Genomic DNA, 22358 nt, shown 5'->3' with positions numbered 1-22358 from the left:
TCCAGCTTTTCGCGCTCGGCCGGGGTCTGGAGCCGTTCCTGCTCCGGGTCGGGCTCGTCCGACTGGAGATAGGGCTGGATCGAGTCGTACTGGGCGTAGAACAGGCTCAGGTCCGTCACCAGGTCCTTGATCACCGGCTGGTGCGGCAGGGGGGCGATGGTGATGTTGTGCGACTGGCACTCGTCCCAGCCCTTGGTGCAGGCCAGGGTGTTGCGCCCGTCGATGTTCATCGAGCAGGAGCCGCAGATGCCTTCACGGCACGAGCGCCGGAACGACAGCGTCGGGTCGATCTCGTTCTTGATGTGGATCAGGGCGTCCAGCAGCATCGGGCCGTGGTCGCCCGTGGGCACCTCGAACGTGTCCCAGCGCGGGTCGGCGTCGACCTCGGGGTCGTAACGATAGACCTTGTAGGTGCGGACGTCCTTGGAGCCGGGCGCGGCCTTGTGGACCTTGCCTTTGGTGGGCTTGGAGCCGCGGGGGAGAGTGAGCTGGACCATCTTAGTAAACCCGCGCCTTCGGTTCGATATACGCGATGTCGTCGGACATGGTGTAGTTGTGGACCGGACGATAATCGATCTGGACCTGTTCGCCCGGACGCTTCCACGCCAGGGTGTGTTTCATCCAGTTGGCGTCGTCCCGGTCGGGATAGTCCTCGCGGGCGTGGGCGCCGCGCGATTCCGTGCGGTTCAGCCCGCTCTCGATGGTGACGACGGCCTGGGCGATCAGGTTGTCGTACTCCAGCGTCTCCATCAGATCCGTGTTCCAGATCAGGCCGCGATCCGTGGTCTTGATGTCGGCGCCGGCCGCATCGATGGCCCGCAGCTTGTCGGTGCCCTGTTGTAGGGTCTCGCCCGTGCGGAACACCGCCGCGTCGGCCTGCATGGCGCGTTGCATCGACAGGCGCAGCTCGGCGGTCGGGGTCGAGCCGTCGGCGAAGCGGAAGCGGTCCAGGCGGGCCAGGTGGGCGTCGGTCTGGGTCTTGGAGGCGGACGGCACGGCCGAGGCCTTGTCCACCACCTCGCCGCAGCGCAGGCCGACGGCGCGGCCGAACACCACCAGGTCGGTCAGGGAGTTGGAGCCCAGACGGTTGGCGCCGTGAACCGAGACGCAGGCCGCCTCGCCCACAGCCATCAGGCCGGGCACCACGCTGTCGGGATTGCCGTCGCGCAGCGTCAGGACTTCGCCGTGATAGTTGGTCGGGATGCCGCCCATATTGTAGTGGACGGTCGGCAGGACAGGGATCGGGGCCTTGGTCACGTCCACGCCGGCGAAGATCTTGGCGCTCTCGGAAATGCCCGGCAGGCGCTGGTGCAGGATCTTGGGATCCAGGTGATCCAGGTGCAGGAAGATGTGGTCCTTGTTCGGACCCACGCCCCGGCCTTCACGGATCTCGATGGTCATGGACCGGCTGACCATGTCGCGCGGCGCCAGGTCCTTCACGGTCGGCGCATAGCGCTCCATAAAGCGCTCGCCTTCCGAGTTGGTCAGATAACCGCCCTCGCCGCGCGCGCCCTCGGTGATCAGGCAGCCGGCGCCATAGATGCCGGTCGGGTGGAACTGGACGAACTCCATGTCCTGCAGCGGCAGGCCGGCGCGCAGCACCATGGCGTTGCCGTCGCCGGTGCAGGTGTGGGCGCTGGTGGCCGAGAAGTAGGCGCGGCCGTAGCCGCCGGTGGCCAGAACCACCATTTTGGCGCGGAACTGGTGCAGCTGGCCGTTATCGAGCTGAAGCGCCGTCACGCCGGTGCAGGTCCCGTCCTGCATGATCAGGTCCAGCGCGAAATATTCGACGAAGAACTTCACTTCCCGACGCACCGACTGGCCGTACAGGGTGTGCAGGATGGCGTGGCCGGTGCGGTCGGCGGCGGCGCAGGTGCGCTGCACCGGGCCTTCACCGAAGTTGCGGGTCATGCCGCCGAAGGCGCGCTGATAGATCTTGCCTTCGTCGGTGCGGCTGAAGGGCACGCCCCAGTGTTCCAGCTCGTACACGGCCTTGGGCGCGTTACGGACCAGATATTCGATCGAGTCCTGGTCGCCCAGCCAGTCCGACCCCTTGACGGTGTCGTACATGTGCCACTGCCAGCTGTCCTCGCCCATATTGCCCAGCGAGGCGGAGATGCCGCCCTGGGCCGCGACGGTGTGGCTCCGTGTAGGGAAGACCTTGGTCACGCAGGCGACCTTCAGCCCCTGCTGGGCGGCGCCGAGGGCGGCGCGAAGGCCGGAGCCCCCGGCGCCGACGACGACGACGTCGTATTCGTGATCGATCAGTTCGTAAGCGGCCATCAGCTAATCAGGCTCCGAAACCAGCGGGCAGGGGCGCCGAACCCAGCGCCATCCGCACGATGAAGAAGACGCTGGCGGCCGCCAGCACGAGGAAGACCAGGTTCAGCAGAGCGACCAGCGCCTTGCGCGTCCCCGGCTGGGGCACATAGTCCTCGAGGATCACCTTCCAGGCCACGCTGACGTAGCCGAAGAAGACCACGGCCGTCAGCGCCAGCAGGCCGGCGTTCAGCCGGTTGGCGAACCAGTCCTGCACGGCGTCATAGCCGGCGCCCGCCAGGGTGAAGGCGGTCGAGGCGACCCACAGACCCAGCGGCAGCAGGGCGACCAGAAGCACCCGCTCGGTCAGCCATTCGCCGCCGCCGTGGCGCTCGGAAATCTTGACGTTGTTCTTGAACTTGGCGACGCCGCTCACAGCGAAACCCTCCCGACGGCGAACAGGACGACCCAGAACAGGATCGCCAGCGGAACCGGCGCCCAGACCGCGATGGTCGACAAGGTCGTGGACGACTTGATGGTCAGGCCGTTGCCCGTGTCGTTGATGGTGTGGCGCGCTCCGTTCAGGATGAAGGAGAACAGCACGACCGTCAGACCGAAGCCGACGAACAAACCCAGCGGCGACCCGGCTGCCGCCAGGGCGGTCGCATAGGCGTCCGGTCCAAAGGCCAGGGCGCCCAGCCAGGCCACGACGATCAGGGCGCCGACGGTGGCGGCGATGATGGTGGCGCGGAACAGGATCGAGGCCGCCATGGTGACGTGCCAACGCCAGATGCCCATGTGGGGCGACAGCGGCGTGACGTGACCGTTGGGCTGGGTGACGAAACGACCGGTCCGGTCGCTAGCGGCGCCACCCGAGGTCGGGCTGGGCTGGGTCATGCGAATGGTTCTCAAAAGCGAATGAATTCAATCGCCGTGTGCGGTTGCGAAGGCTTTTGTGACCCTAGAGGGACGGTGTCAACGGACCGTTGATCACTTAGCGGATTCTAGCGTCGCTTAGCCCGATCCGTGTCGGGATCCCGATATTCAAGGCATGATCGATCCACGCTCCGCCTGAGACGCAGCTTCTACGCGGCGGCGCGGCTTTTGGATCGCCGCGCCGCGCTCGCCGAAAATCACGCGCGGCCCTATATGGACCCCATGACCGAGATCACGCCCCGCCCCGTCCTTCGCCTGCATCCGGCCCACCGCGACGACATCGGCGATCTGACGACGCGCCGGCCGGTGCCGGGACCCGGCCTGGACCAGGTCGATCCCTTCCTGTTCCTGAACCACCACGGGCCCCAGACCTATGCGCCGGGCAACGCCGGCCTGCCCTTCGGCCCGCACCCGCACCGGGGATTCGAGACCGTCACCTTTATCCTGGACGGCGAACTGGCCCACAACGACTCCGGCGGCGGCGAGAGCATCATCAAGGCGGGCGGGATTCAGTGGATGACCGCCGGCTCGGGCCTGATCCACGCCGAACTGTCGCCGGCCGATTTCAAGCGCGACGGCGGGCCGATGGAGATCCTGCAGCTGTGGGTGAACCTGCCGTCCCGGCTGAAGATGACCAAGCCCGACTATGTGGGGCTCCAGGCCGCCGACATCCCGACCGTCACCACCGAGGGCGGCGTCTCGGTCGAGCCGGTGTCCGGCGAGTGGCTGGGCGTCAAGGCGCCGATCCAGTCGCTGATCGACATCCATCTGGCCGTCGTCCGCCTGCCCGCCGGCGCCCGGTTCGAGGCCCCGGTCGCCCCGGGCCGCAATGTCTTCTTCTATGCGATCAAGGGCCAGGTCTCCGTCGCCGGAACCCCCGTGCCCGAATGGAACCTCGCCGCCCTGGGCGACGGCGACACGGTCGAGATCACGGCCCAAAGCACAGACAAGACCGACGCCGTCGTCCTGCTGGGCCACGCCGAACCGATCAACGAGCCGGTCTTCAGCCACGGCCCCTTCGTCATGACCACCCGCGAAGAAATCATCCAGGCCATCCAGGACTACCAGTCCGGCAAGTTCGGCCCGCCGCCGCAGGTGTGAGGCGCACCCTTACGCTTTGAACTGCTGTCGATGGAGCATCCTGAACCCACCGGCTGGGAGGGGTTCCACAGCCGAAAAGGTGTCGATCCGTAGGCCCGCTCGGGGTCGGTTTGCGAAACGGCGTCAGCCCTGAAATCGGACCTTGGCGTTAACGCAGGTGGACCCGTCGGCCTCCCGGAACCCTTAGAAATCGATCGCCACCGACGGCGCGCTACGCCGCGCCTCGCCATGGTGCACAGCTTCGATGTTGTTGCCGTCGGGATCGAGCACGAAAGCGGCGTAGTAGCCCGGATGATAGGCCCGCTCGCCCGGCGCGCCGTTGTCGCGTGCGCCATGGGCCAGCGCCGCCCGATAGAAGGCATCGACCGTCGCTCGGTCCTTGGCTTGAAAGGCCAGGTGGTGCCGACCCGTCAGGACGCCCCGGCTCTCCGCGCTTTCCGGCGAGGACACGACGAGTTCATCGGCCCAGAAATAGCCGTCGGCCGTATCGATGACGGGGATCTCCAGCACGTTCAGAACAGCCGTGTAGAATTTCCGACTAAGCGCGAGATCACGGACGACCAGCTGGATGTGGTCTATGAGCCGACCCCGATGCAGTTGTGTCGTTCCCATGGTCGTCTGTCCTGTTTCCCTGGCGTCGCGAAAAGCTCGAAATCCGAGTTTCGAACCGACATGTGTGACGCCGCAGAATGGGGCTCCCCGCAAGGATCGCCTTGATCTTTCGCAAAGCGATCATTCCCCCGGCTCGACCGCGACGGGCGCGGGGCGGGACCAGATGATGCGTTCCCCGACAAAACCCTATATGACGCCGGTTCCTTGCGACGACCGAGCCGAAGACACGCCCAAATGCCCAGCCTGAACGAGATCCGCGCCACCTATCTGAACTTCTTCGCGGCCGACGGCCACGAGAAGGTGCACTCGGCGCCGCTGGTGCCGCAGAACGATCCGTCCCTGCTGTTCGTCAACGCGGGCATGGTGCCGTTCAAGGACTATTTCACCGGCGCGTCCAAGCCGCCCTATCCGCGCGCGACCAGCTCGCAGAAATGCGTCCGCGCCGGGGGCAAGCACAACGACCTGGACAATGTCGGCTACACCGCCCGCCACCTGACCTTCTTCGAGATGCTGGGGAACTTCTCCTTCGGCGACTATTTCAAGGAACACGCCATCGACCGGGCGTGGAAACTGGTCACACAGGAGTTCGGCCTGGACGCCAAACGCCTGCTGGTCACGGTCTATATCGATGACGACGAGGCCGCCGCGATCTGGAAGAAGGTCACGGGCTTCGGCGACGACAAGATCATCCGCATCGCCGGCTCTGACAATTTCTGGGCCATGGGCGACAGCGGTCCCTGCGGCCCCTGCACCGAGATCTTCTGGGACCACGGCGACAAGATCCCCGGCGGCCCTCCCGGCTCGCCGGACGAGGACGGTGATCGCTACGTCGAGATCTGGAACAACGTCTTCATGCAGTTCGAGAAGGAGAACGACCAGATCGTTCGCAGCCTTCCCAAGCCGAGCGTGGACACCGGCATGGGGCTGGAGCGGATGACCACCGTGCTTCAGGGCGTGCATTCGGTGTTCGAGACCGACCTGTTCAAGACCCTGATCGCCGCGTCGGAAGACGCCACCTCGACCAAGTCGGACGGCGAGCGCGCCGCCAGCCATCGGGTCATCGCCGACCACCTACGCTCCTCCTCCTTCCTCATCGCCGACGGCGTCACCCCGTCGAACGAGGGCCGGGGCTATGTGCTGCGCCGGATCATGCGCCGCGCCATGCGCCACGCCCACCTGCTGGGCGCCGCCGACCCGCTGATGCACCGCCTGGTCCCGACCCTGGTGGCCCAGATGGGCGACGCCTATCCCGAACTGGCCCGCGCCCAGCCCTTCATCGAGGACACGCTGAAACAGGAAGAGGTCCGCTTCCGCACCACCCTGGGGCGGGGCATGGCCCTGTTCGACACGGCGGTTCAGGGCTTCAAGCCCGGCGACATGCTGGACGGCCAGACGGCCTTCACCCTGTCCGACACCTACGGCTTCCCGCTGGACCTGACCCAGGACGAGGCCCGTCGTCGCGGCTTCTCGGTCAATGTCGACGGTTTCGAATCCGCCATGGCCGAACAGCGCCAGCGTTCGCGCGAACACTGGAAGGGCTCGGGCCAGACCGCCAACACCAATGAATGGCTGGCGATCCGCGACCGCATGGGTCCGACCGTCTTCAACGGCTATGACAACATCGAGGGTTCGGGCGAGGTCCTGGCCCTGATGAACGGCGGCGCCCCCGTCGAGACGGCCGAGGCCGGCGACATCGTCGAAATCCTGTTCGACGCCACCCCCTTCTACGCCGAAAGCGGCGGCCAGACCGGCGACCAGGGCACGCTGGAATGGCCGGGCGGCGAGGCCGAGGTGCTGGACGTCAAGAAACACGCCGGCGACCTGCACGTCCTGTCGGCCCAGATCACGGCCGGGACGCTTGAGATCGGCGCCCGCGTCGCCCAGCTGGTGGACGCCGACAAGCGCACCACCACCCGCGCCAACCACTCGGCCGCCCACCTGCTGCACACGGCCCTGAAGAATGTGCTCGGCCCGGCGGTCGCCCAGAAGGGCCAGCTGGTCGATTCCGAGCGCGCGCGCTTCGACTTCAGCCACGGCGCCCCCGTGACCGAGGACGAGCTGGCGGCCATCGAGGCCGAGGTCAACGCCGTCATCCGTCAGAACGTCCCGGCGGAGACCAAGCTGATGGCCCCGCAGGAGGCCATCGAGGCCGGCGCCATCGCCCTGTTCGGCGAGAAATACGGCGACGAGGTCCGCGTCCTGACGCTCGGCCGCTCGCTGGTCAGCGACAACGCCCCCTATTCGGTCGAACTGTGCGGCGGCACCCATGTGGCCCGCACCGGCGACATCGGCCTGTTCAAGGTGATCCAGGAAACCGGCGTCGCCGCCGGCGTCCGCCGTATCGAGGCCCTGACCGGCGAGGCGGCCCGCCTCTATCTGGAAGCCCAGGCCAAGGTGACGCGCGGCCTGGCCCGCGACTTCAAGATCCAGACCCAGGACGTCCCCGGCCGGGTCGAGGCCCTGCAGGGTTCGGTCAAGACGCTGGAGAAACAGGTCGCCGAGCTGAAGAAGCAGCTGGCCCTGGGCGGCGGCTCCGGCGCCGCGTCCGCGCCGGAGGAAATCAACGGCGTCAAGCTGATGGCCCGCGTTCTGGACGGCGTGGACGGCAAGGGTCTGCGCGGCGTGGCCGAGGACTTCAGGAAACAGGTCGGAACCGGCGTCGTCGCCCTGATCGGCGTCACCGAAGGCAAGGCCGCCGTCACCGTCGCCGTCACTTCGGACCTGACGGACCGCGTCAACGCCGCCGACCTGGCCCGCGCCGCCGTCATCGCCATGGGCGGCCAGGGCGCCGGCGGCAAACCCGACTTCGCCCAGGGCGGCGCCCCGGATGGATCCAAGGCCGAAGACGGTCTGGCGGCGGTGCGGGCGGCCCTGGCGGGCTGACCCAGACTTTCGTCACCCCATCGGATCCGGCGTCAGGTCCACGCCGGCCAGTTTCCAGTCGAACATCCCCCGACGCTCCAGGATCAGCACCAGGGCGTCGTCGGGCTTGTCGTCGCGCGTCAGGGTGACGGCGAAACGGTCGAACCCGCGATAGGCCCAAGACTGATGGATTTCGGCCTTGGGCGCGGCCGGGGTGTCCGTTGCGGGCACGGGCCGCTCCGGCCGAGGCTTTTCGCCCGACCGCACCATGGCGGCGACGGCCTGGGGGGTGACGAAATTATCGACGGCCCCGTCCACCAGCGACGGCGCCAGCAGCATGCCCAGGGCGGCCAGACCCGTGTCGCCCCCGGCCCGGTGGCGGATTTCCAGGGCGGCCCGGGCGTTCAGCTCGCTCTTCAGACTGGCGCGGAAGGCGGGAAAATCGACGCGGCGCTCCAGTCCCGCCGCATCCCCGGTGCGCGCCGCCCGGATCAGCTCCTGGGCCGCCACGAAGGGCGAGGCGAAACAGGCGATCAGCAGGCCTGCGACCACGGCGGCCAGCAGCCCCACGACGATCTTCTTCAGCATAGGAACTCCATCCTCACTCAACGCGGACTCTGGCCGGCCGGTTGCCTCAGCGCGGGGCGGCGACCGTCTTGCCGGGAACCGCAGCGACAGGCGCGGCCACGGCCGGCGCCGCGCCGTCCGGCAGGCCGATCTGGACCAGGATCCATTCGAACGGGCCGCGACGTTCGAAGGTGAAGATGGTGCGCGATCCGCCCTGGTCCGCCACCGCCATCCGCGCCCGGTTCACGCCCCAGAAGATCGGCTTGGGCCAGGGTTTGGGCGCATCGTCCGAAACGGCGGTCGCGGTCGCGCTGGACCTCTGGCTGGCGTACCGGCCCTCGCCGCGCGTCAGGGCCGCCAGGGCGGCCGGAGTCAGATAGGCGTCCACGTCCGGCCCGTTCAGGACCGGGTTCCGCTCCATCTGGCGCCGCATGGCGCCGATGGGATCTTCCAGGAAGGAGGGCGGGGGCGCCAGGGCCTGGGCCCTACCGCTCAGCTGCGGCCGCAGCGACTGCCGCACGGCCGTGAAATCGATCAATCGCGACAGGCCCTGCACGTCGCCCGCCTCGGCGGCGGACCGGATGGCGAAGAAGCCCACCGCCGGCGCGACGAAAAAGGCCACGGCCGCGACCACGACCGCCAGGATCAACAGATTGCCGAACAGCCGTTTCACGAAGCCTCCCCCAAGCTGAAACCGATCATGCACGGCCTCCGCGGCGACGCAATGAAAAGCCCCGCCGGATCGTTCCGGCGGGGCTCATTCTTGTTTGTCCTATCGCGCTTCGCGCTACTTGAGGACTTTTGTTCGTCCTACCGCGCTTTGCGCTGCTTGAGGACCATTCCTCCCCCATCGGGGGAGGGGGACCACGTAGTGGTGGAGGGGGCCGGACGCCTCGCGACGTTTCGGGCGCCCCCTTATCCTCAGCCCACGTCGGGCAGGGCGGTCTTCAGGTTCTCGGCGACCTTGTCGAGGAAGCCCTCGGTGGTCAGCCAGCCCTGTTGGTCGCCGACCAGCAGCGCCAGGTCCTTCGTCATATGGCCGCTTTCGACGGTGTCGACGACGATCTTCTCCAGGGTGTCGGCGAACGTGGCCAGGGCCGCGTTGTCGTCCAGCTTGGCGCGGTGCTTGAAGCCGCGGGTCCAGGCGAAGATCGAGGCGATCGAGTTGGTCGAGGTGGCCTCGCCCTTCTGGTGCTGGCGATAGTGACGGGTGACGGTGCCGTGGGCGGCCTCGGTCTCCAGCACCTTGCCGTCCGGCGTCATCAGGACCGAGGTCATCAGACCCAGCGAGCCGAAGCCCTGGGCCACCACGTCCGACTGGACGTCGCCGTCATAGTTCTTGCACGCCCAGACGAAGCCGCCCGACCACTTGATCGCAGCCGCGACCATGTCGTCGATCAGACGGTGTTCGTAGGTCAGGCCCTTGGCCTTGAAGTCCTCGGCGAATTCGGCGTCGAACACTTCCTGGAACAGATCCTTGAAGCGGCCGTCATAGGCCTTCAGGATCGTGTTCTTGGTCGACAGATAGACCGGGTAGCCGCGTTGCAGGCCGTAGGAGAGCGAGGCGCGGGCGAATTCGCGGATCGAGTCGTCCTGATTGTACATGGCCATGGCCACGCCGGCGCCGGGGGCCTTGTAGACCTCGTGCTCAATCACTTCGCCATCGTCACCGACGAACTTGATCGTCAGGGTGCCCGGTCCGGGCATCAGGAAGTCGGTGGCCTTGTACTGGTCGCCGAAGGCGTGGCGGCCGACGACGATGGGCTGGGTCCAGCCGGGCACCAGGCGCGGCACGTTGGAGCAGATGATCGGCTCGCGGAAGACCACGCCGCCCAGGATGTTGCGGATGGTGCCGTTGGGCGACTTCCACATCTTCTTCAGGCCGAACTCCTTCACCCGGGCCTCGTCCGGGGTGATGGTGGCGCACTTGACGCCGACGCCGTGCTTCTGGATCGCGTGGGCGGCGTCGATCGTCACCTGGTCGTCGGTGGCGTCGCGGTGCTCCATGCTCAGGTCGTAATAGTCCAGCTCGAGATCCAGGAACGGGAAGACCAGCTTGTCCTTGATCATCTGCCAGATGATGCGGGTCATTTCGTCGCCGTCGATGTCGACGATGGGGTTTTCGACCTTGATCTTGGCCATGCGTGAGGTCCGCCTCTGACTTTGGGGAATGAATATCGTGGCGGGGATATAGCGGGGCTGGGCGTCCGCGCAAACCCCGCCCGGGGTCGGGCCCCTGCGTAAAAGGCAGGATTGCCGTGAACCTAACCGGCGCTTGCGTCTTATGTCGCCCACAGCGGATGACGGACAGCCGATGACCAACGAAGAGCAGGCCTGGGTGGAGCGGTGGATCACCGTCTTTTGCGAAACGCCCCCGATCATCGATGTGGAACTGATGCAGACCCTGATCGCTGAACACGAAGCCGTCTTCAGCGAGTCGCTCCATGCCCGACAAGAGGTTTGACGCCGGCGACCGGGTGAAATGGAACCACAGTCAGGGCGCAACGACCGGCAAGGCGGCCAAGACGATCACCTCCAAAACCGACATCAAAGGTCACAAGGCGGCGGCCTCGTCCGACAATCCGGAGTATATCGTCGAGCGTGCAAAGACCGGCGCCCGCGCGGCGCACAAACCTGCGGAGCTCAAAACGGCATGAAGACCATCGACCTGTTGCGGGGCGTCGCCCTTTCGGCGCTGGCGGCGTCTGCGCTCGCCGTCGCGGGCTGCGGAGACAAGGACGCCGCTCCGAAGGCGGTTTCGCCCCAGGCCCCAGCCTCTTCAACGCCGCCTGCCGCCGCCCCGGCGCCCGTACTGCAGACCCGCAGCGAAACACGCCAGTTCAAGGATTGGCGCGTCACATGCGGTAATGACGGAAGCTGCTGGGCCTTCGGCTTCGCGCCCGAGTTCGCGGCGGGCTGGGTTCGTATCGCGCTTCAGCCCGGACCCGACGCCAGGCCCGAGGTCAGCTTCGGCTACTGGCCCGACGGCGACGCGCCCGCCTCGCGCCAGATCGGGTTGACCATCGACGGCCGGACCTTTGCGGCGACCCTCAGCGACGACGGCGACAGCCAGGCCCCGATCGGCCTGATCCGCAACGACGTCGGTCCTGTCATCGACGCCATGGCCCAGGGCAAGGCCATGGCGGTTCGCGGCGCCTCCACCCAGGCGGTGTCGCTGAACGGGGCGGCGGCCGCCCTGCTCTGGATCGATGAGAAACAGGGCCGGCTGGGCACGACCACCGCCCTGATCCGCCGTGGCGACCGCCCGGCCTCCGCTGTGCCTGTCGCGCCGCCCCTGCCCACGGTGACGGTCGCGCCGGCGATTGATCAGGCGGGCTTCGGCGACCAAGGCCAGACCGTGCCCGCCGCCCTGCGCACCCGCACCGAGGTCGGCAACTGCCTGAAGGAATCCGGCATGCCCGCCGTCAGCGACATGGTGATGTCCGCACGGCTGGACGCCCGGACCGAGCTGTGGGCCGTACCCTGCGGCGCCGGGGCCTATAACCTGACCCACAACTGGTATCTGACCGGTCCGGGCGGTCGCGACCCGCGTCCCGTCGCCCTGGTCGGAACCGGCGGCCTGGGGTCTGACCCCGCCTGGGCGGACAACGCCACCGTCAACGGCGCCTATGACCCGAAGACCCGCGCCCTGTCCGCCTTCGCCAAGGGGCGGGGCATCGGCGACTGCGGCACGCTCCAGACCTGGGCCTGGACCGGCGACCGGTTCGCCCTGACCGAAGAACGGTCGATGGGCGAATGTGCGGGCGTTCCCTCCGATATGTGGCCCGTCGCCTGGCGCACCCGGTGACCGATCCCGAAGTCCTGATCATCGGCGCGGGGCCTGCGGGTCTGACGGCGGCGACCTATCTGGGTCGGTTCCGTCGTCGGACCCTGGTCGTGGACGCCGGCGACCCGCGCGCCGCCTGGATCCCCGTCAGCCATAATATGCCGGGCTTTCCCGCCGGGATCGGCGGCGGCGACATCCTGAAGCGGATGCGCGAACAGGCCGAGGAATATGGCGCCGTCATCCTCCCCGGCCGGGTCCAGACCCTGAGCCGCGACGGCGAGGGTTTCGTGGCCCTGGTGGACGGGCGCGAAATCCGCGCCCGCGCCGTGTTGCTGGCGACCGGGGTGGTCGATCATCACCCCGACCTGCCGGGGGTGGAACAGGCCGTGCAACGCTCGCTGGTCCGGGTCTGTCCGATCTGCGACGGTTATGAGGCCACGGGCAAGGCGGTCGCCGTCATCGGCCACAGCGACAAGGGCGCGCGCGAGGCCGCCTTCATGCGCACCTATTCCGACCGTGTGACCCTGATCCACATCGGCCCGCCAGAGGCCCTGACCCGTCGCGAGGAACTGGACCGGCTGGGCGTCGAACTGGTCCTGGCCCCGCTGGACTCCATCGATATCGAACAGGACCGGGTGACGGCCCTGAGCTATGGCGGCCAGAGCCGGGCCTTCGACCTCGTCTACTCGGCCCTGGGCACATCGCCCAATGCGGAACTGGCGCAAGGTCTGGGCGCCCGGCTGGCGGACGACGGCCGGCTGGAGGTCGATCTGCATCAGGCCACCAGCGTGGCTGGTCTCTACGCCGCCGGCGACGTGGTGCGCGGCCTGAACCAGATCGCCGTCGCCACGGCCGAGGCCGCCGTCGCCGCCACCGACATGCACAACCGCCTGCGAAAGGCCGACGGCCAGACGGTGGCCGACTAGGCCTGGGTCGCCACCCAGCCGTCCACGATCCGCTCCAGCACCGACAGGGGCACGCCGCCGGTGGCCAGGGCCGTGTCGTGGAAGCCCTTCAGGTCGAACTTTTCGCCCAGGCTGGTCTTGGCCTTTTCGCGCAGACGGACCCATTCGTTGTGACCGACCTTGTAGGCGCAGGCCTGGCCCGGCCAGCCGCAATAGCGTTCGACCTCGGATACGGCCGCGCCTTCCTGATCGCCATAGGCCTCCATCATGTACTGGATGCCCTGTTCGCGGCTCCAGCCCTTGGAATGGATGCCGGTGTCCACCACCAGACGGGCGGCGCGGAACATCAGCGACTGGACATAGCCGATCTGGCCGACCGGATCATTCTCATAGGCGCCCAGTTCGTCGGCCAGCTGTTCGGCGTACAGGCCCCAGCCCTCGACATAGCTTGAGAAGCCCAGCAGGTTCATCAGCTTGGGGGCCGCCGCGCTCTCCTGCTGCAGGCTGATCTGCAAGTGGTGGCCAGGCGTCGCCTCGTGATAGGTCAGGGTCGGCAGGGTCCAGGACGGCCATTCCGCCGTGTCCTTCAGATTGATCCAGTAGATGCCCGGCCGGCTGCCATCCAGGCTGGGCGAGTTGTAATAGCCCATCGGGGCGCCGGCCTCGATCTCGGGCGGGACGCGCTTGATCTGGACCGAGGCCTTGGGCAGGCGGCCGAAGGCGCCGGGCAGGCGGGCCTGCATGTCGGCCATCTGCTCGTTCAGCTTCTCGATCAGTTCGGCCTTGCCCGCATCAGTGTTGGGATAGACGTATTTCGGATCCTGACCCAGGGCGCGGATCCGTTCGGCCACCGATCCTTGCGTCAGGCCCTGCGCCTTCAGCAGGCCGTCGGCGCGGGCGGTCAGTTCGGCCATCTGGGCGCGGCCGGTGCGGTGAATCTCGTCGGCGGTCAGGCGGGTCGTGGTGATGTAGCGCAGGCTGTTGGCGTAATACTGCTGGCCCTGGGGCAGGCGGCGAACCGAAGCCTCATGGCCGGCGCGGGGCAGGGCGGCCTTCAGCAGGGCGTTCTGGGCCGACAAGGCGGGATAGACCCGCTGCGCCAGCAGGGTCTCGACCTGGGCGCCCCAGTCGCCGGTCAACCCCTGGGCGCGCGTCCGATCCGCCACGGAGGCGACCAGGGGCGAGGCGGCGGCGGTCGTGGCCAATATGCCTTCCTGCTGGGCGATGGCCTTGGCCAGGATGAAGTCCGGCGGGATCACACCCAGGGCGTAGTCTTCGCGCAGACGGTCCGTCTCGGCGCTCAGCACGTCGGCGAAGGCGTTGACGCGGGCCACATAGGCGTCGGCGTCGGCGGCGGTCTCGATCGTGTGCTGGTTGGCCAGGAAGTCGGGCGTCGACTGATACGCCCCGCCCTGCTGGCTGACCCGATAGGGGTTGGGCCAGCCGCCCTGGCCATAGGGGATGGCGAAGGTGGCGATCACCCCGTCCAGATTGTCGGCGATGGTGTCGTAATAGATGCCGTCCTGGGCGTCCATGGACGTGCGGTCCATGGCGCTCAGCGCGGCGCGCTGGGCCTTGGTGAAGGCGCGGAACTTCTCCTCGTTCTCCAGAGTCGGGGCGGTCAGCTGGGACTTGGCGGCGGCGCGCGGGCCCTTGTCCAGACCGAAGGCGGTGACGGCCTCAGGGCTCAAATCCAGGGTCTGTTCGAAGGCCTGGTCCATGAAGCCGGCCAGGGCGGCCTTGGCCGCCGCCGCATCGCCGGCCGGAGCGGCGCCAGCAAAGGCCTGTCCCCCTGCGGCGGCCAGGCCCGCCCCGGCTGCGGCGGACAGAAGAAGGCGACGACGGTCGATCATGGAAAGCCCCTGCGAATATGTGGGCCGCAATGGAGCGCCGCTCGCTTCGCCCCGCAAGTGAAATCGCGGACAGGCTCGATCCCAGCTCATCTCCCCGTTCGCGTAGGCGAACGGGGAGATGAAGATTATCCCGCCGCCTTCACCGCCGCCGAAACCTCGGACACCACCCGTTTGACCAGGGCGGCGTCATCGCCTTCCGCCATGACGCGGATCAGCTTCTCGGTGCCCGACGGGCGGACCAGCAGACGCCCCTGGCCGTTCAGGCTCGCCTCGGCCTCGGCGATGGCCGTCTTGACCGTGTCGCTCTCCAGCGGCTTGCCGGCGGTGTAGCGGACATTCTCCAGCCGCTGAGGCACGGGATCGAACTGACGGGCCAGTTCACTCATCGGCTTGCCGGACTCGACCAGCACGGCCAGCACTTGCAAGGCCGCCATCAGGCCGTCGCCGGTGGTGGCGTGATCGTGCAGGATGATGTGGCCCGACTGTTCGCCGCCGATGTTGAAGCCGCCTTCGCGCATCCGCTCCATCACATAGCGGTCGCCGACCTTGGTCCGCTCCAGCGTCAGGCCTTCCGACTTGAGCTTCCGTTCCAGCCCCAGGTTGGACATGACGGTGGCCACAACGCCGCCCCCGGTCAGCAGGCCGCGTTTCGCCCAGTCCAGCCCGACCAGGGCCATGATCTGGTCCCCGTCCACCACCTGGCCCTTTTCGTCGCAGATGATCAGCCGGTCGGCGTCGCCATCCAGGGCGATGCCGATGTCGGCGCGGTAGCGTTTGACCGCCTCGACCAGGGTGGCCGGGTGGGTCGAGCCGCATTCGGCGTTGATATTGGTTCCGTTGGGGGTGACCCCCACGGGGAAGACTTCGGCCCCCAGTTCGAACAGGGTGGTGGGCGCGACCTTGTAGCCGGCGCCATTGGCGCAATCGACGGCGATCCGCAGCCCTTGCAGGCTCAGCCGCTTGGGGAAGGCCTGTTTGGCGATCTCGATATAGCGCGCCTGGGCGTCGTCGATCCGCTTGACCCGGCCCAGCTTGTTCGAGGGCGCCAGGCCCTGGTCCAGGCCGTCGTCCATCAGGGCCTCGATCTTCAGCTCGATCTCGTCCGACAGCTTGTAGCCGTCCGGCCCGAACAGCTTGATCCCGTTGTCGGCATAGTCGTTGTGCGAGGCCGAAATCATCACCCCCAGGTCGGCGCGCATAGACCGGGTCAGCATGGCCACGCCCGGCGTCGGCACCGGCCCAAAGGTTCGCACGTCCATGCCCACCGAGGCGAAACCGGCGACCAGGGCCGGCTCGATCGTATAACCGGACAGCCGGGTGTCCTTGCCGATCACCACCAGATGGCGCCGGTCATCCCCGGTGCGGAACAGCTTGCCGGCGGCCAGACCGACACGCAGCGCGACCTCGGCCGTCATCGGATAGGTGTTGGCGCGCCCGCGAATGCCGTCGGTTCCGAAGTATTTTCTGTCGCCCAAGGCCTGGTCCTTTGTTTCGGGTAACGTTCCGAAACCCCTTTTTTAATGCGGCCCGCCTTAAGATTGCATAGACGGCCGGTGGGGCTTGATGTGTGGCTTAGCCCCGGATCGCCGCCAGTGCAAAGCGGCGCCCCTTTCCCTGACCTCTCGGAGCCTTCGCTTATGTGCGGCATCATCGGCGTCACCGGCAACGGACCTGTCGTTCCCCGGCTGATCGACAGCCTGAAGCGGCTGGAATACCGCGGCTATGACTCGGCCGGCGTCGCCGCCGTGGTCGATGGCGCGGTCGAGCGTCGCCGGGCCCAGGGCAAGATCCGCAATCTGGAAGCCGTTCTGGCCGAGGAGCCGATGACGGCGACGGTCGGCATCGGCCATACCCGTTGGGCCACCCACGGCGCGCCCACGACCGCCAATGCCCACCCGCACAAGGCCGGGCGCGTCACCCTGGTCCACAACGGCATCATCGAGAACTTCGCCGAACTGAAGGCCGAGCTGGCCGCCGAGGGCCATGTCTTCGAAAGCCAGACCGACACCGAGGTCATCGCCCACCTGCTGGACGCCGAACTGAACACCGGACGTGCTCCCCTTGAGGCATTCAAGGTCACCCTGGACCGCCTGACCGGCGCCTATGCCCTGGCGGTGCTGATCGACGGGACGGACGACCTGATCTTGGGCGCACGCCGCGGCAGCCCCCTGGTGGTCGGCTGGGGCGAGGACGAGATGTATCTGGGCTCGGACGCTTTGGCCGTTGGTCCGTTCACGCAGAAGATTTCCTATCTGGAAGAGGGCGATTACGTCGCCGTGACCAAGGCCGGCGCCCAGATGTTCGACGTGACCGGAAAGCCGGTCGATCGTGCGGTGGTCCAGGTCTCGGCCTCATCGGCCATGGTCGAGAAAGGCGAATATCGCCACTTCATGGAAAAGGAGATCCATGAACAGCCCGACAGCGTCCAGCATACCCTGTCGGAATATCTCGACCTGGTGACGGGCACGGCCAAGACCAATACCGTCGATTTCGCCGCCATCGACCGCATCCAGATCGTCGCCTGCGGCACCGCCTTCTACGCCGGTCAGATCGGCCGCTACGCCTTCGAGAAGCTGGCGGGCCTGCCCTGCGACGTCGAGATCGCCTCCGAGTTCCGCTATCGCTCGCCGGCGGTGTCGCAAAAGACCCTGGCGGTCGCTGTCAGCCAGTCGGGCGAAACCGCCGACACCCTGGCCAGCCTGACCTGGTGCAAGGCGCAAGGTTTGAACACCGCCGCCGTCGTCAACGTCCATTCCTCGTCCATGGCGCGCGAGGCCGCCGTGCTGTGGCCCACCCATGCCGGCCCGGAAATCGGCGTCGCCTCGACCAAGGCCTTCACCGCCCAGGTCGCCGCTCTCTTGGCCCTGGCCGTCGCAGCGGGTGTGGCGCGCGGCCGGATCGGCGCGGCCCAAGAGGCCGAACTGGTCAAGGCCCTGTTCGAAAGCCCACGCCTGATCGCCGAGGCGCTGACCATGGGCGACAGCATCCGCGCCGTGGTTCAGGATCTGGCTAAGGCCGACGACGTCCTGTTCCTGGGCCGGGGCGCCATGTTCCCCCTGGCCATGGAAGGGGCGCTGAAGCTGAAGGAGATCAGCTACATTCACGCCGAGGGCTATGCCGCAGGCGAGCTGAAGCACGGTCCCATCGCCCTGATCGACGAGGAAACCCCGACCATCGCCCTGGCCCCGCTGGACGAAGTGTTCGAAAAGACGGCGTCGAACCTGCAGGAAGTCGCCGCCCGCGGCGGCCCGGTCATCATGATCACGCCCGAAACGGCCCCGGATCTTCACGGCGTCGGCATCCGCCGCATCCACGCCCCCGACTGCCACCCCCTGATCGCGCCCCTGGTCTATGCGGTGCCGGTCCAGCTGCTGGCCTATTACACTGCCGTCCAGAAGGGCACCGACGTTGATCAGCCCCGCAACCTGGCCAAGTCCGTCACGGTGGAGTGAGGCGTGGCCGCCGTCTCGCGCAGGGCCTCCACGTCGGCGATCTGGATCGCGCCGCGTCGCAGGCGCAGCGCGCCGGCGGCACACAGTTCGGTGCAGGCGGTCGAGACGCTGGCGCGCCGCACCGCCATCAGGTCCGCCAGGTCGCTCTGGCGCAGGGACACCGTGTCGCCGCCGCCCTGGTCGTGAACGTCAAGGATCAAGGCGGCTAAGCGTTGGGTCACCTTGAGGTCGGCGTGACGCCCCAGTTCGGCCTGAAGGGCGGCGTTGCGTTGACGCAGGTCGGTCAGGGTCGCCTCGACCAAGGTGTCGCGATCGATGCGCTGGACCAGCCGTCGCGCCGGCACCGTCAGGAACCGTCCCGCCGTCAGCCACAGGGCGACTTCCTTTTCGCCCCGCCCCAGCACCGCATCGAAGTTGATCAGATCGTCGCTTGAGGCTAGGCCGCGCGACAGTGTCTCATCGGGTCCGATGCGTGCGGCGACGCCGTCGAGAATGAAGGTCACCAGCGGTTCGCCGTCGCGTGTCAGGCTGGTGCGCTGGCCTGGCACGGCGTCGAAGGCGTCGCCTTCGTCCAAGCCCTGCACAGCCAGCAGAGACAGCAGGGATCGCGCGAGGTTCGACGTGGACATGCATCGTCTAGACCGCCAAACGGCGTTTTACGCGATAACATGCGTTAAGGGGTCAGACGGGGTCGCTCTGAAGCCTCAGATAGGTCGGATCGAACTCGGCGATCTCGGCCAGACGGCGCCAGTCGAGGATGTCGATCCGACCGCCCGACCAGTGGATCACACCCTCGCCGCGCAGTTCCGAGATCAGACGGCTGACATGGACCGTCGACAGGCCCAGCGCGTCGCCCAGAACGGCTTGCGTCAGGGGCAGATCGAAGGTCAGGTCGCCGGTCTGGCCGACGGCCTGAAGACGCAGATAGAGCTCGCATACCAGATGGGCCAGATGACCCAGACCGCTGCGCCGACCCATGGCGACCAGCCATTGTCGGTGGATGGCCGCATCTATGATGGTGTCCAGCCATAGCAGCCGACCCAGATGAGGATGGCGCTCGGTGATGCCGATCAGTCCGCTATGCGGGGCTTCGGCGACGACGCACTCCGTCAGGGCGACGACCCCATGATCCATCTGTTTCATCAACAGGCTGTGCAGATCGATGAAGTCACCGGCTACATTGATCTCGGTGATCTGACGCGCGCCATCTTCCAGCGTCGAATAGCGGGCGGAAAAGCCGGAGATCAGAAGCGTGCTGTGCAGCGGTCGGGTATGTTCGCGGACGATGTCCGACCCAGCGGCGACTGTCTTGGGCGGTTCCAGCGCCTTCTGCAGGGCCTCGATCTCTTCAGGAGAGATGCGGTCTCGCAGAGACAGTTTCTCGACCAGGGTCGTGATCTTGGGCGTGGCTTGAAGTCTGCTCATTGGGCGCTGTCCATCAGGCTCCACCCGTCAGGCGCATCGTCGGAAGCGGCTGCGGTGACGCTGACGACCGTCTGGCCCTCAGCATCTGTGACGATGACGCTGAAGGCGCCGGTCGTCCAGAAGGAGGCTCCACGATAACGCAGGATTTCGCCCAGAACGGCGACGGCTTCCTCTCTGGCGGCATCGACGCTCTTCAGCTCCTCGCCCTGGTCGTCGCGGATGCAGTCGCCGTTCTGGGTATGGAAAAAGTAGCGCGGCAATCTTTCCTCCTGGCAGCAGCCGAGGGAGGAAGCGGTCACCGGGCCGATTGGTTCAGCCCTCTGTGATCTTTCAGATTTCCTGGTTAAAGGCGCCGATTTCCGGATAGGCGGCAAGGCGGGGTTTGATCTCCTTGCGGAAGAGATCGCGCATGTCGTCTTCCGACCGCATGCTTTCGACCACCACCACCAGCTCCGGCTTGTTCGACGAGGCGCGGACCAGGACCCAGGATCCGTCCTCCAGATGCACCCGCACGCCGTTGACGGTGATAGCCTCAAGGATCTTGCGACCCAGGATTTGGCCGCCGGACGCGGCCAGATCGGAATATTCCTTCACGATCCGCTCCAGCACGCCGTACTTCAACTCGTCGTCGCAGTGGGGCGACATGGTCAGACTGGTCCAGGCGTCGGGCAGGGCAGCTTTCAGTTCGCTGAGCTTCTTGCCCGGATTGCGATCCAGCATGGCCAGGACGGCGCCGGCCGCGACCAGACCGTCGTCGTAGCCGTGGCCCAGATCGCCAGCCATGAAGAAGTGGCCCGACTTCTCGAAACCGGCCAGGGCGCCCAGTTCGGCGGTCTTGCGCTTGATGTAGGAGTGGCCCGTCTTCCAGTAGACGACCTCCGCGCCATTGGCCTTGAGGATCTCGTCGGTCTTGTAGAGGCCGGTCGACTTCACATCGACGACGAAGGTGCTGTCCGGATAGACCTTGGACAGGTCGCGGGCCAGCATCAGGCCGATCTTGTCGGCGAAGATCTCCTCGCCCGTGTCGTCCACCACGCCGCAGCGGTCCCCGTCGCCGTCGAAGCCCAGGGCCAGGTCGGCGCCCGTCTCGCGCACCCGCCGGGCCATCTGCACCAGCATGGCGTGGTCTTCGGGGTTCGGATTGTATTTGGGGAAGGTGTAGTCGAGGTCGGTATCCATCTCGATCACCTCGACGCCCATGCGGCGCAAAGCGTCGGGGGCGAAGGCGCCGGCCGTGCCGTTGCCGCAGGCGCAGACCACCTTCAGCGGGCGTTTGATCTGAACCTTGGAGGCGACGTCGGCGACATAGGTCTCGCGGAAGTCTTCGACCCGAACCAGCTTGCCGCCCGACCGGGCCACGCCCTCGCCGTTCAGCACGATCTCTTTCAGCCGGCTCATTTCCTCGGGGCCGAAGGTCAGGGGCTTGTTCGCGCCCATCTTCACGCCGGTCCAGCCGTTCTCGTTATGGCTGGCGGTGACCATGGCGACGCAGGGCGCGTCCAGTTCGAACTGGCCGAAATAGGCCATGGGCGACAGGGCCAGACCCACGTCCAGAACCTCCATCCCGCCTTCCAGCAGGCCCAGGATCAGGGCCTGTTTGACGCTGAGGCTATAGCCGCGAAAATCATGGCCGGTGACGATCTTTGGCGGCACGCCGATTTCGTGGACATAGGTCGCCAGGCCGAGGCCCAGGGCCTGGATGCCGAGGAGGTTGATCTCTTTTTCCAGGATCCACCGCGCGTCATATTCGCGGAAACCGGTGGGCTTAACGAGCGCCTGGGTTTCGTAAGCAGCCGTGTTCGGCTTCAGGTCCTGACGGGGCTTAAGCATGGTTTTAGTCCTTGGTTGGGTCGGTTGGAATGCCGGCCGATCAGGCTGCGGCGCGCTTGCGAATGCGGGCGATACGGCGGAGGCGGCGCCAGAAACGGCCGCGCTCCGGTTCGGGATAGGGCTGAAGGTTCTCGACGAACTGATCGGCCGAGGCGCGCCAGCTGAACTTCTCCGCATAGGCACGAACGACCTTGCGGTCGAGTTCAAGGCATTTCAGGCAGGCGGTCTTGAGGTCCTTGTCGATCGCCCCGGCGTTCGAGCCCGGGATGATGTCGATCGGGCCATGGGCCGGATAGGCGGCGACCGGCGTGCCGGCGGCCATGGCTTCCAGGATTACCAAGCCGAAGGTGTCGGTCCAGCTGGGGAACACGAAGACGTCGGCGTCCCGGAAACAGCGGGCCAGTTCGTCGCCGAACCGGGCGCCCAGGAACTTGGCCTCGGGATATTTCTCCTGCAGCTCGGCGCGGGCCGGTCCGTCGCCGACGACGATCTTGGTGCCGGGCAGGTCGAGCTGAAGGAAGGATTCGATGTTCTTCTCGACCGCCACACGGCCCACATTCAGGAAGAAGGGCCGGGGCCAGTCCTCGCCCCCAAGCTCGTCGTAGATGCGTTCTAGGTCGGGGTTGAAGACATCCGTATCCACGCCGCGCGACCAGGGGGACACATTCTTGAATCCATGTTCGACCAGCTCGTCGCGCAGGGTCGGGGTCGCCACCATCAATCGGCCCGACGGCTTGTGGAACCATTTCATATAGGCGTAGCCGACCTG

22 protein-coding genes are annotated in these 22358 nt (G+C 67.0%); 7 read left to right on the top strand and 15 right to left on the bottom strand.

The features are described from left to right. The 4 genes from Q7J26_RS11375 to sdhC form a co-directional block, all read right to left on the bottom strand. On the bottom strand, positions 1 to 497 hold a 497-nt coding region (locus Q7J26_RS11375; protein WP_304936560.1), incomplete at its 3' end, for a 2Fe-2S iron-sulfur cluster-binding protein. 1 nt (position 498) lies between these two features. Then, the gene (sdhA, locus tag Q7J26_RS11370) at positions 499 to 2283 is read right to left on the bottom strand and encodes a succinate dehydrogenase flavoprotein subunit (protein ID WP_304936559.1); all 1785 of its coding nucleotides are present in this window, start codon (positions 2281 to 2283) and stop codon (positions 499 to 501) included. A gap of 7 nt (positions 2284 to 2290) precedes the next feature. After that, positions 2291 to 2695 carry a succinate dehydrogenase, hydrophobic membrane anchor protein gene (sdhD, locus tag Q7J26_RS11365; RefSeq protein WP_304936558.1) on the bottom strand — a complete coding sequence of 135 codons (405 nt, stop codon included), beginning with the start codon at positions 2693 to 2695 and terminating at the stop codon, positions 2291 to 2293. After that, on the bottom strand, positions 2692 to 3156 hold the full coding sequence (sdhC, locus tag Q7J26_RS11360) for a succinate dehydrogenase, cytochrome b556 subunit (protein WP_304936557.1): 465 nt from the start codon (positions 3154 to 3156) through the stop codon (positions 2692 to 2694). The genes sdhD and sdhC overlap by 4 nt, the downstream gene beginning before the upstream one ends. Before the next feature lie 261 nt (positions 3157 to 3417). On the opposite strand from sdhC, the gene Q7J26_RS11355 reads away from it, so the two are divergent. Next, positions 3418 to 4296 carry a pirin family protein gene (locus tag Q7J26_RS11355; protein ID WP_304936556.1) on the top strand — a complete coding sequence of 293 codons (879 nt, stop codon included), beginning with the start codon at positions 3418 to 3420 and terminating at the stop codon, positions 4294 to 4296. Positions 4297 to 4479: 183 nt separating this feature from the next. Here the strand turns inward: Q7J26_RS11355 and Q7J26_RS11350 are convergent, their stop codons facing one another. Next, positions 4480 to 4908, bottom strand: coding sequence for a VOC family protein (locus Q7J26_RS11350; protein ID WP_304936555.1), 429 nt, complete (start codon positions 4906 to 4908; stop codon positions 4480 to 4482). Between the two features lie 234 nt (positions 4909 to 5142). Here Q7J26_RS11350 and alaS point away from each other — a divergent pair, with 234 nt between their 5' ends. Then, complete coding sequence (gene alaS / locus Q7J26_RS11345; RefSeq protein ID WP_304936554.1) at positions 5143 to 7791, top strand: alanine--tRNA ligase; 2649 nt, start codon at positions 5143 to 5145, stop codon at positions 7789 to 7791. Between the two features lie 12 nt (positions 7792 to 7803). On the opposite strand, the gene Q7J26_RS11340 is transcribed toward alaS, so the two are convergent. From Q7J26_RS11340 to Q7J26_RS11330, 3 genes are all read right to left on the bottom strand, one after another. After that, a complete protein-coding gene (locus Q7J26_RS11340) occupies positions 7804 to 8358 on the bottom strand; it encodes a DUF2939 domain-containing protein (RefSeq protein ID WP_304936553.1) in 555 nt (184 codons plus the stop codon). A 46-nt stretch (positions 8359 to 8404) separates the two neighbouring features. After that, positions 8405 to 9010 carry a DUF2939 domain-containing protein gene (locus tag Q7J26_RS11335; protein WP_304936552.1) on the bottom strand — a complete coding sequence of 202 codons (606 nt, stop codon included), beginning with the start codon at positions 9008 to 9010 and terminating at the stop codon, positions 8405 to 8407. 248 nt (positions 9011 to 9258) lie between these two features. Beyond that, positions 9259 to 10479 carry an NADP-dependent isocitrate dehydrogenase gene (locus Q7J26_RS11330; RefSeq protein WP_304936551.1) on the bottom strand — a complete coding sequence of 407 codons (1221 nt, stop codon included), beginning with the start codon at positions 10477 to 10479 and terminating at the stop codon, positions 9259 to 9261. A gap of 172 nt (positions 10480 to 10651) precedes the next feature. On the opposite strand from Q7J26_RS11330, the gene Q7J26_RS11325 reads away from it, so the two are divergent. Genes Q7J26_RS11325 through Q7J26_RS11310 form a run of 4 tightly spaced genes read left to right on the top strand, consistent with a single transcriptional unit; the run spans position 10652 to position 13050 of the window. Further along, positions 10652 to 10801, top strand: coding sequence for a hypothetical protein (locus tag Q7J26_RS11325; RefSeq protein WP_304936550.1), 150 nt, complete (start codon positions 10652 to 10654; stop codon positions 10799 to 10801). Further along, complete coding sequence (locus Q7J26_RS11320; protein ID WP_304936549.1) at positions 10782 to 10994, top strand: DUF2945 domain-containing protein; 213 nt, start codon at positions 10782 to 10784, stop codon at positions 10992 to 10994. Before Q7J26_RS11325 ends, Q7J26_RS11320 begins: the two co-directional genes overlap by 20 nt. Beyond that, positions 10991 to 12145: a DUF1176 domain-containing protein gene (locus Q7J26_RS11315; RefSeq protein ID WP_304936548.1), complete on the top strand. Its 1155-nt coding sequence runs from the start codon at positions 10991 to 10993 to the stop codon at positions 12143 to 12145. The genes Q7J26_RS11320 and Q7J26_RS11315 overlap by 4 nt, the downstream gene beginning before the upstream one ends. After that, positions 12142 to 13050: an NAD(P)/FAD-dependent oxidoreductase gene (locus Q7J26_RS11310; RefSeq protein WP_304936547.1), complete on the top strand. Its 909-nt coding sequence runs from the start codon at positions 12142 to 12144 to the stop codon at positions 13048 to 13050. Before Q7J26_RS11315 ends, Q7J26_RS11310 begins: the two co-directional genes overlap by 4 nt. Here the strand turns inward: Q7J26_RS11310 and Q7J26_RS11305 are convergent. Both Q7J26_RS11305 and glmM read right to left on the bottom strand, forming a co-directional pair. Further along, a complete protein-coding gene (locus tag Q7J26_RS11305; RefSeq protein ID WP_304936546.1) occupies positions 13047 to 14882 on the bottom strand; it encodes a DUF885 family protein in 1836 nt (611 codons plus the stop codon). The genes Q7J26_RS11310 and Q7J26_RS11305 overlap by 4 nt on opposite strands. Positions 14883 to 15007: 125 nt before the next feature. Continuing rightward, a complete protein-coding gene (gene glmM / locus Q7J26_RS11300; protein ID WP_304936545.1) occupies positions 15008 to 16357 on the bottom strand; it encodes a phosphoglucosamine mutase in 1350 nt (449 codons plus the stop codon). 162 nt (positions 16358 to 16519) lie between these two features. On the opposite strand from glmM, the gene glmS reads away from it, so the two are divergent. Beyond that, a complete protein-coding gene (gene glmS / locus Q7J26_RS11295; RefSeq protein ID WP_304936544.1) occupies positions 16520 to 18334 on the top strand; it encodes a glutamine--fructose-6-phosphate transaminase (isomerizing) in 1815 nt (604 codons plus the stop codon). Here glmS and Q7J26_RS11290 read toward each other — a convergent pair. The 5 genes from Q7J26_RS11290 to Q7J26_RS11270 form a co-directional block, all read right to left on the bottom strand. Then, positions 18295 to 18963 (bottom strand): Crp/Fnr family transcriptional regulator, encoded by a 669-nt coding sequence (locus tag Q7J26_RS11290; RefSeq protein ID WP_304936543.1) that lies wholly within the window; start codon positions 18961 to 18963, stop codon positions 18295 to 18297. The two genes, glmS and Q7J26_RS11290, sit on opposite strands and share 40 nt — an antisense overlap. 52 nt (positions 18964 to 19015) lie before the next feature. After that, positions 19016 to 19759, bottom strand: coding sequence for a Crp/Fnr family transcriptional regulator (locus Q7J26_RS11285; protein WP_304936542.1), 744 nt, complete (start codon positions 19757 to 19759; stop codon positions 19016 to 19018). Further along, positions 19756 to 20019 carry a hypothetical protein gene (locus tag Q7J26_RS11280; RefSeq protein WP_304936541.1) on the bottom strand — a complete coding sequence of 88 codons (264 nt, stop codon included), beginning with the start codon at positions 20017 to 20019 and terminating at the stop codon, positions 19756 to 19758. Before Q7J26_RS11280 ends, Q7J26_RS11285 begins: the two co-directional genes overlap by 4 nt. A 70-nt stretch (positions 20020 to 20089) precedes the next feature. Further along, positions 20090 to 21589: a phosphomannomutase/phosphoglucomutase gene (locus Q7J26_RS11275; RefSeq protein ID WP_304936540.1), complete on the bottom strand. Its 1500-nt coding sequence runs from the start codon at positions 21587 to 21589 to the stop codon at positions 20090 to 20092. Between the two features lie 40 nt (positions 21590 to 21629). After that, on the bottom strand, positions 21630 to 22358 hold a 729-nt coding region (locus tag Q7J26_RS11270), incomplete at its 5' end, for a glycosyltransferase (RefSeq protein ID WP_304936539.1).

It is taken from the genome of Brevundimonas sp. (assembly GCF_030656255.1).
Lineage (GTDB): Bacteria > Pseudomonadota > Alphaproteobacteria > Caulobacterales > Caulobacteraceae > Brevundimonas.
The sequence above is the reverse complement of the archived record's forward strand: the minus strand, read 5'-3'. Positions and strand labels throughout refer to the sequence as shown.

What these genes read in the sequence shown, in the direction of transcription:
- glmS (WP_304936544.1), top strand. Translation starts at nt 16,520, where the DNA reads ATGTGCGGCATCATCGGCGTCACCGGCAACGGACCTGTCGTTCCCCGG.
- Q7J26_RS11330 (WP_304936551.1), bottom strand. Translation starts at nt 10,479, where the DNA reads ATGGCCAAGATCAAGGTCGAAAACCCCATCGTCGACATCGACGGCGAC.
- Q7J26_RS11285 (WP_304936542.1), bottom strand. Translation starts at nt 19,759, where the DNA reads ATGAGCAGACTTCAAGCCACGCCCAAGATCACGACCCTGGTCGAGAAA.
- Q7J26_RS11350 (WP_304936555.1), bottom strand. Translation starts at nt 4,908, where the DNA reads ATGGGAACGACACAACTGCATCGGGGTCGGCTCATAGACCACATCCAG.
- sdhC (WP_304936557.1), bottom strand. Translation starts at nt 3,156, where the DNA reads ATGACCCAGCCCAGCCCGACCTCGGGTGGCGCCGCTAGCGACCGGACC.
- Q7J26_RS11320 (WP_304936549.1), top strand. Translation starts at nt 10,782, where the DNA reads ATGCCCGACAAGAGGTTTGACGCCGGCGACCGGGTGAAATGGAACCAC.
- Q7J26_RS11305 (WP_304936546.1), bottom strand. Translation starts at nt 14,882, where the DNA reads ATGATCGACCGTCGTCGCCTTCTTCTGTCCGCCGCAGCCGGGGCGGGC.
- alaS (WP_304936554.1), top strand. Translation starts at nt 5,143, where the DNA reads ATGCCCAGCCTGAACGAGATCCGCGCCACCTATCTGAACTTCTTCGCG.
- Q7J26_RS11315 (WP_304936548.1), top strand. Translation starts at nt 10,991, where the DNA reads ATGAAGACCATCGACCTGTTGCGGGGCGTCGCCCTTTCGGCGCTGGCG.
- sdhA (WP_304936559.1), bottom strand. Translation starts at nt 2,283, where the DNA reads ATGGCCGCTTACGAACTGATCGATCACGAATACGACGTCGTCGTCGTC.
- Q7J26_RS11355 (WP_304936556.1), top strand. Translation starts at nt 3,418, where the DNA reads ATGACCGAGATCACGCCCCGCCCCGTCCTTCGCCTGCATCCGGCCCAC.
- Q7J26_RS11340 (WP_304936553.1), bottom strand. Translation starts at nt 8,358, where the DNA reads ATGCTGAAGAAGATCGTCGTGGGGCTGCTGGCCGCCGTGGTCGCAGGC.
- Q7J26_RS11275 (WP_304936540.1), bottom strand. Translation starts at nt 21,589, where the DNA reads ATGCTTAAGCCCCGTCAGGACCTGAAGCCGAACACGGCTGCTTACGAA.
- Q7J26_RS11325 (WP_304936550.1), top strand. Translation starts at nt 10,652, where the DNA reads ATGACCAACGAAGAGCAGGCCTGGGTGGAGCGGTGGATCACCGTCTTT.
- Q7J26_RS11290 (WP_304936543.1), bottom strand. Translation starts at nt 18,963, where the DNA reads ATGTCCACGTCGAACCTCGCGCGATCCCTGCTGTCTCTGCTGGCTGTG.